At 73.7% G+C, this 12,775-nt stretch carries 9 protein-coding genes; 3 read left to right on the top strand and 6 right to left on the bottom strand.

Translation table 11 applies throughout. The annotated features are described in order from the left end of the window. Positions 1-239 precede the first annotated feature (239 nt). Positions 240-1,220 carry an NAD(P)-dependent alcohol dehydrogenase gene (locus ACN261_RS07565; protein ID WP_425849147.1) on the bottom strand — a complete coding sequence of 327 codons (981 nt, stop codon included), beginning with the start codon at positions 1,218-1,220 and terminating at the stop codon, positions 240-242. A 113-nt stretch (positions 1,221-1,333) separates the two neighbouring features. Here ACN261_RS07565 and ACN261_RS07560 point away from each other — a divergent pair, with 113 nt between their 5' ends. Further along, positions 1,334-2,041 (top strand): TetR/AcrR family transcriptional regulator, encoded by a 708-nt coding sequence (locus ACN261_RS07560; RefSeq protein WP_425849144.1) that lies wholly within the window; start codon positions 1,334-1,336, stop codon positions 2,039-2,041. Between the two features lie 359 nt (positions 2,042-2,400). Then, a complete protein-coding gene (rph, locus tag ACN261_RS07555) occupies positions 2,401-5,043 on the top strand; it encodes a rifamycin-inactivating phosphotransferase (RefSeq protein ID WP_425849141.1) in 2,643 nt (880 codons plus the stop codon). A gap of 88 nt (positions 5,044-5,131) precedes the next feature. Here rph and ACN261_RS07550 read toward each other — a convergent pair whose 3' ends face one another. The 4 genes from ACN261_RS07550 to ACN261_RS07535 all read right to left on the bottom strand — a co-directional run bounded on the left by ACN261_RS07550 (position 5,132) and on the right by ACN261_RS07535 (position 10,248). Continuing rightward, positions 5,132-5,317 (bottom strand): ferredoxin, encoded by a 186-nt coding sequence (locus ACN261_RS07550; RefSeq protein WP_204925621.1) that lies wholly within the window; start codon positions 5,315-5,317, stop codon positions 5,132-5,134. Positions 5,318-5,358: 41 nt separating this feature from the next. Continuing rightward, a complete protein-coding gene (locus ACN261_RS07545; RefSeq protein WP_421484583.1) occupies positions 5,359-6,582 on the bottom strand; it encodes a cytochrome P450 in 1,224 nt (407 codons plus the stop codon). A 190-nt stretch (positions 6,583-6,772) separates the two neighbouring features. Then, complete coding sequence (locus ACN261_RS07540) at positions 6,773-7,633, bottom strand: hypothetical protein (RefSeq protein WP_421484582.1); 861 nt, start codon at positions 7,631-7,633, stop codon at positions 6,773-6,775. 107 nt (positions 7,634-7,740) lie between these two features. Beyond that, positions 7,741-10,248: a S8 family serine peptidase gene (locus tag ACN261_RS07535; protein ID WP_425849136.1), complete on the bottom strand. Its 2,508-nt coding sequence runs from the start codon at positions 10,246-10,248 to the stop codon at positions 7,741-7,743. A gap of 140 nt (positions 10,249-10,388) precedes the next feature. On the opposite strand from ACN261_RS07535, the gene ACN261_RS07530 reads away from it, so the two are divergent. Then, the gene (locus ACN261_RS07530; RefSeq protein ID WP_425849135.1) at positions 10,389-12,161 is read left to right on the top strand and encodes a sigma-70 family RNA polymerase sigma factor; all 1,773 of its coding nucleotides are present in this window, start codon (positions 10,389-10,391) and stop codon (positions 12,159-12,161) included. On the opposite strand, the gene ACN261_RS07525 is transcribed toward ACN261_RS07530, so the two are convergent. Then, positions 12,158-12,745 carry a TetR/AcrR family transcriptional regulator gene (locus ACN261_RS07525; protein WP_425849132.1) on the bottom strand — a complete coding sequence of 196 codons (588 nt, stop codon included), beginning with the start codon at positions 12,743-12,745 and terminating at the stop codon, positions 12,158-12,160. The genes ACN261_RS07530 and ACN261_RS07525 overlap by 4 nt on opposite strands. Positions 12,746-12,775 lie beyond the last annotated feature (30 nt).

The raw sequence follows: 12,775 nt of genomic DNA, 5'->3' as shown, positions 1-12,775 counted from the left end.
GGCCCGGGCGCGGTGCGACGCCTCGACGGCCGGCCGTCGGCAAGGTGAACGGCGGATGAACGAGGCGTGGCATCGACGATGGTAAATGAGATTCACCGCTCGCCGACAGTGCTGGAGCGGGAAATCGAAGCGCTTTCACCATTGCCAGCTGATTGACAGGTGATCCTGACGAAACTCTGAGCCGGGCGCACTTGACCGGCGAATCGGGAACCCGGCCGGATCGGTCGCGGCGTCGACGCTCAGATGGTGACGACCGTCTTCGCCCGGGCGTGCCCGCCTTCGAGACGGGCGATGGCGCGGGGCACCTCGGACAACACGCAGGTCCGGTCGATGACCGGGGTGAGGCGGCCGGCCTCGGCGTACGCGCGGAGCACGTCGAGGTGCTCCCGCCCGGGGGTCGCGGTCAGGACGACGATGCGCTGCCGGACGAAGGGGGCCAGCAGCCGCCCCCGGGCGAGGAGCCGGACCGGTCCGAGCAGGCTGCCGCCCCGGTACACCCCGCCGCCGGAGAGCACCAGCGTCCCGGTCGGGGTCAGGGCCCGTCGCAGCGCGCTGAGCGAACGGTTGCCGACCAGGTCGAACACCACGTCGTGCCGGCCGCCCCGGGTGAAGTCCGCACGGGTGTGGTCGACGACGTGGTCGCAGCCGAGGGAGCGGACCAGCTCGACGTTGCGGGTGCTGCACACCCCGGTCACCGTCGCGCCGAGCGCCCGGGCGAGCTGGACGGCCAGGGTGCCGACGCCGCCGGAGGCGCCGTTGACCAGCACCCGCTGGCCGAGCGCGACCTGGGCCGCGTCGCGCAGCCCCTGCAGCGCGGTGACCCCGGCCAGCGGCAGGGCCGCCGCCTGCGGCGCGGTCAGGTTCGCCGGCCTCGACGCGACCAGGGTGGCGGGCACGCACACGTACTCGGCGAACGCGCCGTCGGTGTCCCCGGCGTCACCGAACACGCTGTCGCCCGGGCCCAGGCCCCGCACGTCGACGCCGACGGCCTCGACCCGGCCGGCGAAGTCACGCCCCCGGATCCGGGCCCGGGGCCGCGTCGGGCCCAGGGCCAGCCGCGCCATCCGGGGATCGCCCCGCATCACGTGCCAGTCGTACGCGTTGAGCGCGGCGGCCTCGACCCGGACGAGCACCTCGTCGGCGGCGGGCACCGGCACGTCGACCTCGGCGAGGGTCAACGTCTCCGGCGGGCCGTACCGGTCCTGCACGATCGCCTTCACGGTTCCTCCTCAGGAGTGTACGGCGTACACCGCCGTGTCCCCACGGTAGGTGTACGCCGTACACCTGTCAATGCGGTTATGGTTTCCCTCGCCGACCGAGGACGGGAACCGAGATGGCCGAGCAGGCTGAGACGCTGCGCCGGACGCCGCTGAGCAGGGACCGCATCCTGCGCGCCGCCGTCACGCTCGCCGACGGGGCCGGCATCGAGTCGCTCAGCATGCGCAACCTCGCCCAGGAGTTGGGCGTCGTGCCGATGGCCCTCTACAAGCACGTGGCCAACAAGGACGAACTGCTCGACGGCATGATCGACGTGGTGGTCGGCGAGATCGAGCCGCTCACACCGGGCGTCGGCTGGCAACCCGCGATCCGTCGCCGGGTCCTCTCGGCCCGGCAGGTGCTGTGCCGGCACCCCTGGGCGTCGCTGGCCATCGAGTCGCGGAGCACCGCGACGCCGGCCGTCCTCGGCTACCTCGACTCGATGATCGGGGCACTGCGGGCCGGCGGGCTCTCCGCCGACCTCACCCACCACGTCATGCACGCCCTGGGCAGCCGCATCCTGGGCTTCAGCCAGGAGTTGTTCGACGCGTCCCGGCAGGCAGGCCGGACCGGACCGGCCGCCCCGACACCCCCGGCGCCCCTGCCGCCGGAGGTCGCGGCCCGGTTCCCGCACGTCGCGGAGATCGCCACCGCCGCCGCGCACGACACCGGCTCCGTCGTCGGGGCGGGCTGCGACGACCAGTTCGAGTTCGAGTTCGCGCTGGACCTGCTGCTGGACGGCATCGAACGGCTGCGCGCGCAGGGTTGGACGTCGACGCACTGATCCGCTGAGGTCGGCGCGCCGGTCACCGGCGTGTCGAGCCGCAGCGCGCCCCGGTCCCGATATCGACAGGCGACCAGGTGAAAACGTTTTCGCCGGGCGCGTTCACCATTCTCTCGCGCCCACCATTTCCTGCTCTCCCAACATATAGCGCACGGGGGGACTTGCCGCAAGACCCGGGTCACCCCGCAGAATCGTCAGCCGTGGTCGCCACCAGCGGAAATGCATCACGACGGTGCGCCGGCGACCTCATCACCAGCGGAAGGCGAAATGATGTCCACGTACCCGACGACATATTCGGGGCCGCTGAACCACCCGGCCGCCGTCCTGCGGCCGGGGCCCACCGTCCCGGGGTCCTTACGATGAGCGGGCGGTACGTGCGGGGGCTGCGTGAGGTCGACCCGACGCAGCGGGAACTGGTCGGCGGCAAGGGTGCCCACCTCGGCGGGCTGACCCGGCTCGACGGGGTCCGGGTGCCGGCGGGCTTCTGCGTGACGACGGACGCCTTCCGGCGGGTCATCGCGCTGGCACCGGGACTCGACGGGCAACTCGACCGGCTGGCCCGGCTGGCACCCACCGACCGGGCGGCGATCGGCGTCCTCAGCGCGCAGCTCCGCCGGACCATCGAGGGCGTCACCGTGCCCGACGACGTCGCGACGGAGGTCACCCGTGCCCTCGCAGCGCTCGGCGGGCACGGCGGGTACGCCGTGCGGTCCAGCGCGACGGCGGAGGACCTGCCGACCGCCTCCTTCGCGGGCCAGCAGGACAGCTACCTCAACGTGGTCGGCCCGGCCGCGGTCCTGCGGCAGATCAGCCGGTGCTGGGGCTCGCTGTTCACCGCACGGGCCGTCACCTACCGCCAGCGCAACGGCATCGACCACCGCCGGGTCGCGATGGCGGTGGTCGTCCAGCGGATGGTCCCCGCCGGGGCGGCGGGCGTCCTGTTCACCGCCGATCCCGTCACCGGCAACCGGCGGGTCTCCTTCGTGGAGGCCGGGTTCGGCCTCGGCGAGGCCCTGATCTCCGGACTGGTCGACGCGGACGTGTTCCGGGTCCGCGACGACCGCGTCGTCGCCCGGACGATCGCCGCCAAACGCCATGCCCTGCGCACCACGACGACCGGCGGGACGCGGGTGGTGGCGATCGACCCGCAGCGGCAGGACCAGCCGGCGCTGACCGACCCGCAGGTCGTCCGGCTGGCGCGGCTGGGCCGGCGGATCGAGGCGCACTTCGGCCAGCCGCAGGACGTGGAGTGGTGCCTGGTCGACGACGACTTCCAGATCGTCCAGACCCGGCCGGTCACCACGCTGTTCCCCGTCCCGGTGGCCGACGACACCGACAACCACGTCTACGTCTCCGTGGGCCACCAGCAGATGATGACCGACCCGATGAAACCCCTCGGGTACTCGATGTACCAGCTGATCGCCGCCCGGCCCATGTACGAGGCCGCCGGCCGGCTGTTCGCCGACGTGACGCCCGAGCTGGCGTCGCCGACCCGCCGGGCCGGCCTGCTGGCGGCCCTGGGCAGATCCGACCCGCTGATCGGGGACGCGTTGCGGACCGTCGTGGAGCGCGGTGACTTCGTCCGGGAGGTGCCGGACGAGAAGCCCGCCGGCCCGCCACCCGGTCCGGCGGCACCGCCCGTCGAGACCGATCCCGCGCTGGTCACCGAGCTGATCACCCGGATCGACGAGGCCAACGCCGCCCTGCGCCGCGAGATCCGGACGAAGTCCGGGCCGGCGCTGCTCGATGTCATCCGGACCGACTTCCCCCGGCTGACCCGCATGATGATCGACCCGAGGAGCATCCCCGTCATCATGGCCGGGATGGAGGCGGTCTGGTGGCTCAACGAGCACCTGCAGGAGTGGCTCGGTGAGCGCAACGCCGCCGACCCGCTCACCCAGTCCGTCCCGCACAACGTCACCTCGGAGATGGGGCTGGCCCTGCTGGACGTCGCGGACGCGATCCGGCCGTACCCGGAGGTCGTGGCCTTCCTGGGCCGGGTGGCGGACGACGGCGGGCCCGACCGGGAGCACGACGGCCCCGGCGGGCCGGACGACCTGCTGGCCGGGCTGGACCAGCTCGCCGGTGGCCGGGAGGCCCGGGTGGCCATCGCGTCCTGGCTCGACCGGTACGGCATGCGGGGGGTCGGCGAGATCGATATCACCCGGCCCCGCTGGCGGGAACGTCCCGCCATGCTGGTGCCGCTGATCCTGGGCAACATCAGGAACTTCGCGCCGGGGGCCGGCGGGCGGCACTTCGAGCAGGGCCTGCGGACGGCGCGGGACAAGGAGCGGGAGGTGCTGGAGCGGCTGCGGGCCCTGCCCGACGGCGGCGCGGACAAGGCCGACCGGACCAAACGGATGATCGACCGGGCCCGGACGTTCGTCGGCTACCGGGAGTACCCGAAGTACGGCATGGTCACCCGCACCTTCGCCTACAAGCAGGCGCTGCTGGCCGAGGCCGACCGCCTGGTGGCCGACGGTGTGCTGCGGGACCGGGAGGACATCTGGTACCTCACGTTCCCCGAACTCGACGAGGTCGTCCGCACCCGCCGGGTCGACGACGGGCTCATCCGCCGACGGATGGCGGAGCACCGGTCGTACCGGGCGCTCACCCCACCCCGGGTGCTCACCTCGGAGGGCGAGATCGTCGCCGGGACGTACCGGCGGGACGACGTGCCGGCCGGAGCGCTGGTCGGCCTGGCGGTCTCCGCCGGGACCGTCGAGGGTCGGGCGCGCGTCGTACGGGACATGGCACAGGCCGATCTCGAACCGGGGGACATCCTCGTCACGCCGTACACCGATCCCAGCTGGACGCCGCTGTTCGTCACCGTGGCCGGGCTGGTGACCGAGGTCGGTGGCCTGATGACCCACGGCGCGGTGGTCGCCCGGGAGTACGGCCTGCCGGCCGTCGTCGGGGTGGTGGAGGCCACCCGGCTGATCCAGGACGGGCAGCGGATCCGCGTGCACGGCACCGACGGGTACGTCGAAATCCTCCCGTGAGCGGCCGCCGGTCGGGTGCCCGGGTCACGGGGCCGGGCACCCGACCAGCGCGGCGCTGATGGAGGTGGCGCACGCCCACCCCGTACCGTCAGCCGATCCGGATCGCCCCTGCCGGGCAGAGGTCGACGGCCCGCTGGACGCGGTCGCGCAACGCGGCCCGCGGTGCGGGGTCGCGTAGCAGCACCAGGCCGTCGGTGTCGTCCTGGTCGAAGACCTCCGGGGCGGTCAGGACGCAGTTGCCCGCCCCGCAGCACCGCTCCCGGTCGACGGCCACCCGCGGCGTCGTCTCCGCCGATGGCTGTCGTGGGGCGGGCGTCACCAGGTCACCGGGAGGGTGTCGAGGCCGAACACGATGGAGTCGTTGCGGGTGGTCAGCTCCTGCGGGTCCGCGGTGACCCGCAGGCCGGGGAAGCGGCGGGCCAGCTCCACCAGCGTGATGCGCAGTTCGGCACGGGCGAGGGGTTGCCCGATGCACTGGTGCACCCCGAACCCGAAGGCGACGTGCTGGTGGGCCTCCCGGTACGGGTCGAACTCGTCGGGGTCGTCGAAGACCTCGGTGTCCCGGTTCGCCAGGGCGATCAGGGCGATCACCCCGTCGCCGGCCCGGATCGTCCGGCCGCCGATCTCGACGTCCTCGGTGGCGACCCGGAACAGTCCGGTCCGCACGATGCTGAGGTAGCGCAGCAGCTCGTCCACCATCCCCGGCGCGAGTTCCGGCCGGTCGCGCAGGAGCGCCCACCGCCCGGGGTCGCGGGTCAGTAGCAGGACGCTCAGGCCGAGCATGTTGGCGGTGGTCTCGTGCCCGGCGACGAGCAGCAGCAGGGCCATCCCGACCAGCTCGTCGACCTCGAGTTCACCCGGCTCGACCCGGTCCCGGACCAACCGGCCCAGCAGGTCCTCCCCGCCGTCGGGACGGGCCCGCTTGGCGTCGACAAGCGAACGGAGGAACGCCCGTAGCTCCTGGGCGGCGTGCTGGAGCTGCTCCGCCGGCACCCGGCGGTCGAGCAGCAGACGGCTGCGCGACTGGAAGAAGTCGTGGTCGGCGTAGGGGACGCCGAGCAGGTGGCAGATCACCTTGGACGGCAGGGGCAGGGCGACGGTCGACACGAGGTCGGCCGGCGGGCCGGCGGCGGCCAGGTCGGTCAGGGCCTCGCCGGCGGTCCGGTGGATCAGCGGTTCGATCCGCCGGACATTCTTGATCATGAACTCGGCGGTGAGCATCCGCCGCAGGCGGGTGTGCGCCGCGCCGTCCATCTGGAGGAACGCGCCCCGGGAGTTCCGCACCGTCTCGGGGGGCAGCGGGCGCAGCAGCGGGAATCCGGGACGGTTCAGGTCGGAACTGAACGCCGGGTGGCGCAGCAGTTGGCGTACCTCGGCGTGCCGGCTGACCAGCCAGGCGGTGGCGCCGGTGGGCAGCAGCACCCGGGTCACCGGGCCGGGGTACCGCTGTCGTTCGGTGTCGTCGAGGAGGGTGAACGGGCTGTGCGGGGAGGTGGTCGGCGGCCAGGGGGGCAGTTCGGTCTCCGTGGACTGGGTCATGTGGAACATCTCCTGCCATGACGCTGAGTAGTCACATCGATTCGTGACGTTACCCACCGGCCGGGGTCGACACAACCCTCGGCCCTCCGACGGCCGGGGTGCCGCCACCGACACCACCGGCCCCGCGGTCCCGCGCCGACGGGCGGCACGGGTCGCGGAGCCGGTGGCCGGGCGGGCGACGGTCGACGGCTCAGGTCGCGCAGACGGCGTACGCGCGCACCTTCCAGTTGCCGCTGAAACCGTTCTCGTCCTCGGCGGCGCGGACGGTCGCCGTGGTCGACGAGGTGGGCCGCATCTCGGTCAGTCGCACCTGACCCTCGCCACCGACGATCTCACCGCCGACCCCGTGCAGGCGCTTGCCGGCCGGGCAGGTGGCGGTGATCGCACGGCTGGCCGTGGAGTTGTCGGCACTGTCCACGATCACCCGCTGCTCGCCGGGGAGCGGGTCGACACAGATCACCGAGGCGTCCACCGACCAGCTGCCCGCGAAGGCGTTGCCGGCCTCGACCCCCGCCACCGTCACGCTGTTCTGACCGATCCGCAGGTCCTCCAGGAGCACGTCACTCGCCCCCGAGCCGACGGCCGCGCCACCGCCGCCGATCGCCCGCTTGCCCACCGGGCAGAACAACTCCAGGAACTTCGGGTTGACCGAGTTGACCGCCGAGTGGCCGGTCACCACCTCCAGGCCCGACGGTGCCGGGGCGCAGATCGCACTCGCGGTGAGCGACCAGTTCCCGGCGACACCGTTCGGGTCCTCCCGGCCGGTCACCGAGTAGAGCCCGGCGTTGGCCAGCGGCTGCACGATGTCCATGCCCACCTGGCCGAGACCCGACCCGCTGACCGCGCCGCCACCGCCGATGACCGTGGTGCCGGTCGGGCAGACCGCGTTCTGCGACTTGGCGACGCTGTTGCTCGGCCCGACCGTCGTGCGGAACAGCAGTCCGGGCACCGCCGCCACCGGCCCGCTGAGCGCGACCTGCCCGAGCACGACCGTGCTCAGCAGGGCACCCCCCAGGGCGACCGCCCGCCGCGTCCACGTTTGTCCACGCATGATGTGCTCTCCTTGAGTGTGTACGGTCCGGGAACCGGCCGGTCCCCGGTCAGGGTCGGATCGGGGCGGGAGCCGGGTGGTGCCCGGCCCCCGCCGGAACGGGTCGGTCAGCCGACGAGGTGCCGGATGCGGACCGGCACGGAATCCGTGCCGACCAGCCCCGTCGCGTCGAAGACCTCCAACCACACCGACCAGGTGGTGGTGTCGGTCCCGCTGGTCAACTGGGCCAGCGCCGCGGTGAACGAGGCACAGTTCTTCGGCGTGCCCTTGTCATCGACCGGCTCGCCGGTGGGCACCCCGCCGCCCTGGCACAGCACCTGCTTGACGCCACCGTCGCCGTACGCGGTCCACCGGAAGCGGGTCCCCGCGACCGTGCCGTCCTCGGCGTCGGTGCCGGTCCCGGCGAGCGCGACCGACTTCGGGCCGGCCTCCACCGTGGTCAGGTCCAACGCCGTGGCCGGCTTGGTGATCGTGGCGGTCGGCCGGGACTGCCCGGCCGGGGCCGAGGTGACCGAGAAGGCGCGCTGCACGCTGGACCCGGCCGTCGCGAAGGTCACCGTGTACGCCCCCGGCGTGACCGCGTTCGCCGGCAGCACCGCCTGGTGGCCGGTCTTCTCCAGGACCACCGTGTCGCCCCGGCGCACCGTCCAGGTCACCTGGGCGTCGGGGACCGGCCCGAACTCGTCCGGGTCGTTCGAGGTGCCGAGCAGCCCGACCGACTGCCCCGCGACGAGGGTCAGCCCCGCCGGCGGCGAGATGATGGCGACCTTCGTCGGGCTGTCCACCACCGTGACGGTCACCGACGCCGAGCCGGTACGCCCCAGGCTGTCGGTGGCGCTGGCGGTGACGACGTGAGTGCCGGCCGACAGCGACGGCACGAACGTCTGCGACCCGGTCGCCAGCTCACCGTCGATGCTGCTGGTCCAGGTGAGCGGGATCTCCTTGCCCAGGAAGTCGGTCGCGGTGCCCCACAGGTCGACCGACTGGCCCACCGCGAACTTCTGCTTGGTCTTCGGGGTGCTGATGCTCACCGCCGGCTTGCCGACGGTCACGCCCAGCGCCTCGGCGACGGCGGCCAGCGCGTCGATCCGCCGCTGGCTGCCGGTCACCTTGCCGCCCAGCCCGCCGACATGTGCGGTGTCGTTGAGGATCTCGCGGACCTGCTCGGAGGTGAGCGTCGGGTCGGCGGCCATCACCAGGGCGGCCACCCCGCCCACGAACGGCGAGGCGACACTGGTGCCGCAGGTGGTCTTCGTGGTGTTGACGGCAGGCGTCCCCGGGTCGGTCAACCCCGGCACACACATCGGACCGTAGATCTCCACCGACGTGGTGAGGTCCTTGGTGCCCCAGTTCGACCCGCCGGACACGGTCGCGTTCGGGTTCATCCCGCCCACGCACATCACGTGGGTGCTCTCGCAGGGCACCCAGAGGGTGTCGCCGTCGACGTTGGTGCCGTTGTTCCCGGCGGCGGCGACGATCAGCGCGCCGGTGTCCCGGACGTGCTTCATCCTCCGGTCGGTCCAGGTGCGGGCATGGCTGACGCCGAGGTTCACGTCCCGGGTGAAGCTGAGGTTGACCACGTCCGGGTGGGTCGACTCGGCGGCCTTCTCCAGCCGCCGCAGGACCGTCCAGTAGTCGATGCCGTTACGGACGCCGACCAGTTCCTGCACCACCGGCCCGGCCGGTCCGGCGGTGCCGTAGTCGTTGTCGACCCGGCCCATCGCGGCGAGCACCACGTCGGTGGCGTGCCACGGGCAGGGCGTACCGCCGGTGCAGTCGTTGGTGTTGGTCTCGCCCCACTGCGCCGTGTGCAGGGAGACCTTGCTCGGGAAGTCGGAGTTGAACTGGAACCCGCCGTCCTGCACCAGGTACTTCACCTGCTTGGTCAGCCTGCCCTTGCTCTCCAGCAGCTGCCAGGCCGGCGCGACCCCGACGTCCAGCGCGCCGCCGGCCCGCATGAACGACCAGTCGAAGACGTTCTTGCCGATGTCCGGGGCCTCGAAGACCTGGCCGTCGGCGATACCGGACGGCTCCACCAGCCAGTCGAGGACCACCTCGGTGCCCGTCCGCCACTCGGCGGCGGCCAGCGCGAGCAGGCGCAACGCCCGCTCGTCGCCGACCCGGAATCCGCCGGACTGGCGCGGTTCGGCGGCGAGCAGGTCGGCGACCAGCCCGGCCGGGTCGGCCTTGGCGACGTCCACCCGGACCAGGTGGTCCTGCCCCTCGGCGTCGGGTGCGAAGGAGTCGAGCACCTGGCCGCCCCAGCGGGTCAGGAAGGCGTCCAACTCGGCCTGGCCGGCGGTCCGCACCATCACCTCGTCGAGGACCAGGCCGGCGGGCTTCCCGTCCGGCCCGGCCACCACGCCGATCTCCCGGTCGGTGCCGGTCCGACCGACCGGGTCGAGCCGCAGCCGGGGCGCGGCCAGGCCCGGGTCGACCCGGAAGGCCAGCGGCTCGGCGCCGGTGGCGTCGGCCCGTCCGGTCGGGCCACCCGGTGTGGGTGCGGCGCCGGCATCCGTGGTCGCGACGAGTCCGGCGGCGAGCGTCGCCACCACTACGGTGGTCAGGTACCGGCGGACGCGGGTCCGGTGGGTCGCGGAACGTGTCGTTGTCATGGGTGTCTCCCGGTGTTCGGCGGTGCGATGACACCGGTAGGAGCGCGCCGGGGTCGGCATGCCAACAGAAACTTCCCGGGGAATTTTTTCTTCGCTGTACTGGAACCGGTCGACGAGCGGTGGGGGCACGGATGAACGTGATGGCGCAGGACGACCGGGCGCTCGTCGAGGCACTGCGGCGGGGTGACCGGATCGGCCTGGAGGGCATCTACCGGCGCTACGCCGACCGGCTCTACACGTACGCCCGGACGATGCTGCACGAGCCGGAGGCCGCCGCGGACGCCGTCCACGACGCGTTCCTCACCGCCGGCCAGCGCATCGACCAGCTCCGCGACCCGGACCGGCTGCGCTCCTGGCTGTACGCGATCGTGCGTAGCGAATGCCTGCGGCAGTTGCGGGAACGGGCCCGGTCCGCGCCGCTCTCGGAGGCGGCCGAGCCGGTGGCCGACACCGGTGACCCGGCTGCCGGGGTCAACGCCGACCAGGTACGCGCCCTCGTTCACCTGGCGGTCGACGCACTCAACCCCGGCGACCGTGAGGTGGTGCACCTGGCGATCCGCCACGACCTCTCCTCCGCCGACATCGGTACGGCGCTGGGGGTGCCCACGAACCACGCGCACGCCCGGCTGTCCCGGGCCCGCTCGCAGCTCGAACGGGCGCTCGGCACGCTGCTCGTCGCCCGCAGCGGGGCGCGGGACTGCCCGGCCCTGGCCGAGCTGCTCGGCGACTGGCAGGGCCGGCTCACCCCGGTCCTGCGCAAGCGGCTCGCCCGGCACATCGACGACTGCGCGCGGTGCGGGCTGCTGCGGCGCGAACAGTGCAACCCGGCGGCCCTGTTGACCGCGTACACCGCGCCGGGGTTCCTGGCGGTGGCCGAGACGGTGTGGTCGCGTCTCGCCGAGGCGGGCTCCACCGCCGTGCAGGCCACCGCCGAGCTGCCGGCCGGCAGCGGTCCCGCCGCCGGTCCGTCCGGGCCCCCTGTCGGGAGCGACGCCACCGCAGCCCACGGCCCCGCCGGGCCGCCCCCTCCGGCCGGTCCCGATCCCGTCGATCCGTCGTCACCGGCCGATCCGTCGTCGTCCGCTGATCCGTCGTCGTCCGCTGATCCGACGCCCCCGGCCGATCCGATGTCGACGTCCGATCCGATGTCGACGGTCGGGTCCTCCGGTGTCGCCGGTCGGTCGGATGCCGCCGGGCGGAGCGGGTCGGACCCGGCCGGCGTCGCGGCGGCCCCGGCCGGCGCGGCGGCCTCCACCGCGACCCGGCCGGCGGGCGTCGCGACCCGGGACCGCGACCGGCGGCGTCGGCGGCGGATGGCCGTGACCGCCGGGTTGTTGCTGCTCCTGGTGGTGGCCGGCACCTGGGCGGTGTCGGTGGCCGGGCGGGACGCCGAGCAGGTGTCGGTGACGTCGGGCGTCCCCACCGGTGCGGCGGCGGTGACGCCGTCCGTCGTCGCCACCGCGGCTCCCTCGGCCCGGACGACCCCGGGGCCCGACGCGAGCGGTGCCGGTGACCCGTCCGCGTCCGCCGGTGCACCGACAGGTGCCGTCCCGGGCCCGACGCCGGCACCCTCCCGGCCGCCGGCCGCTCCCCGTCCGACGACGGGTGCGCAGCTCGCCGCGCCCTTCACGGTGTCGGCCGACGCGCACGTCCGCTGCGGCACGGACGCCTACGCCCTGGTCGTCCGGGCCACCGGCAGCGGTGCGCTGGTCAGCGCGCAGGTGCGGTACACCCCCGCCGGGGGCGTCCCGACGAGCCGGGCGATGACGGTGGACGGCTCCTCCGCCCGGGTGACAGTGGGTCAGCTCCGGGCGTCCGCCGTGACCTGGACCGTGCGGGTGACCGCCGTCGACGGCCGGACCGCGCAGAGCCCGTCGTCCACGGTGGCCGACCCCTGCGTCCGGCCGGGCTAGGCGGGCGGGGGTACCCCCTGGTCGGGTGCGCGGATGCCGGCGAGCAGCACGGCCAGGTACAGCTCGACCCGGTCGTCGGGCGCGTCGGCGATCCGGGCGGCGAACGCGGTGCCGCACACCAGGTGCTGCAGGTCGTCCAGGGTGAGTCCGGGGCGTAGCTGACCGGCCCGCGTCGCCCGCTCCAGCACGGTCGCGGCCAGAGCGGCCAACTCCGCCCGGCGGGTCGTGGTCGGTGCGGTGGCGTCCTCGTCCGGGCTGGTCGCGAGCACTTCGGCGAGGGTCGGCTCGGTGAGCTGGCCGAGCAGGATGCTGCGCAGCAGCCGTTGCAGTCCCGCCCACGGATCGTCGTCGCGGTTCGCCGCCTGCGCCTGGTCGAGCAGGGCGGCGAAGGCGTCGGCGGCGAGCGCCTCCAGCAGTGCGCGCCGGGTCGGGAAGTGCCGGTAGACGGTGCCGACCCCGACCCCGGCCCGCCGGGCGATGTCGTTGAGCTGCAACGACAGGTCACCCTCCGCCACCAGCGCACGGGCGGTGGTCAGCACCCGGTCGCGGTTGCGTGCGGCGTCCGCGCGCAGTGTCGTCGTCACCGCGCCAGCCTAACCCAGCGGATTGCCCAT

The organism is Micromonospora sp. WMMD723, assembly GCF_049863385.1.
Lineage (GTDB): Bacteria > Actinomycetota > Actinomycetes > Mycobacteriales > Micromonosporaceae > Micromonospora > Micromonospora wenchangensis.
The sequence above is the reverse complement of the archived record's forward strand: the minus strand, read 5'-3'. Positions and strand labels throughout refer to the sequence as shown.

Bases quoted from the DNA above. Each gene is read 5' to 3' on its own strand.
- ACN261_RS07560 (WP_425849144.1), top strand. From the start codon at position 1,334: ATGGCCGAGCAGGCTGAGACGCTGCGCCGGACGCCGCTGAGCAGGGAC.
- rph (WP_425849141.1), top strand. From the start codon at position 2,401: ATGAGCGGGCGGTACGTGCGGGGGCTGCGTGAGGTCGACCCGACGCAG.
- ACN261_RS07545 (WP_421484583.1), bottom strand. From the start codon at position 6,582: ATGACCCAGTCCACGGAGACCGAACTGCCCCCCTGGCCGCCGACCACC.
- ACN261_RS07540 (WP_421484582.1), bottom strand. From the start codon at position 7,633: ATGCGTGGACAAACGTGGACGCGGCGGGCGGTCGCCCTGGGGGGTGCC.
- ACN261_RS07535 (WP_425849136.1), bottom strand. From the start codon at position 10,248: ATGACAACGACACGTTCCGCGACCCACCGGACCCGCGTCCGCCGGTAC.
- ACN261_RS07530 (WP_425849135.1), top strand. From the start codon at position 10,389: ATGGCGCAGGACGACCGGGCGCTCGTCGAGGCACTGCGGCGGGGTGAC.